This window comes from Chitinimonas prasina (genome assembly GCF_030160395.1).
GTDB classification, from domain to species: domain Bacteria; phylum Pseudomonadota; class Gammaproteobacteria; order Burkholderiales; family Chitinimonadaceae; genus Chitinimonas; species Chitinimonas prasina.
Genome location: NZ_BSOG01000047.1, coordinates 1 through 314 on the forward strand (window position 1 = coordinate 1; position 314 = coordinate 314).

The 314-nt window shown below is 60.5% G+C and carries 1 protein-coding gene; it reads right to left on the reverse strand.

Annotated elements, in window-relative coordinates; genetic code table 11:
* Positions 1-138 precede the first annotated feature (138 nt).
* Positions 139-314, reverse strand: a 176-nt coding sequence (locus QQK16_RS21480; protein ID WP_368860150.1) for a hypothetical protein, incomplete at its 5' end; no start/stop codon positions are given.

Here is a 314-nt window from a genome sequence, read left to right on the forward strand (position 1 = left end):
TGCGCCGAAGGAACTTGCCTACACCGTCGGCATCGACGCTGAAGCTGGCTTTATCGTTAAGATTGATACGGTTGGTCTCGCTGAGGACAGCCCTACCCGGCGGGCATATCTCACCTTGCGCGGGCTCTGTTGCAGAAATCAGCGTGAGGACGCAGTTCGGTCTTTGATGTTCTGATCAGGCGCGGGCGACGGTATCGGGCATGCCAAGGGCGTTGAAGGTGTTGAGGATGGCGCAGCGGATCTGGACCTCAGCAACCTGACGAGCAGGGTCGCGGGCCACCAGGCGCTCGCCGAGACGTTTGAGACGCGACATG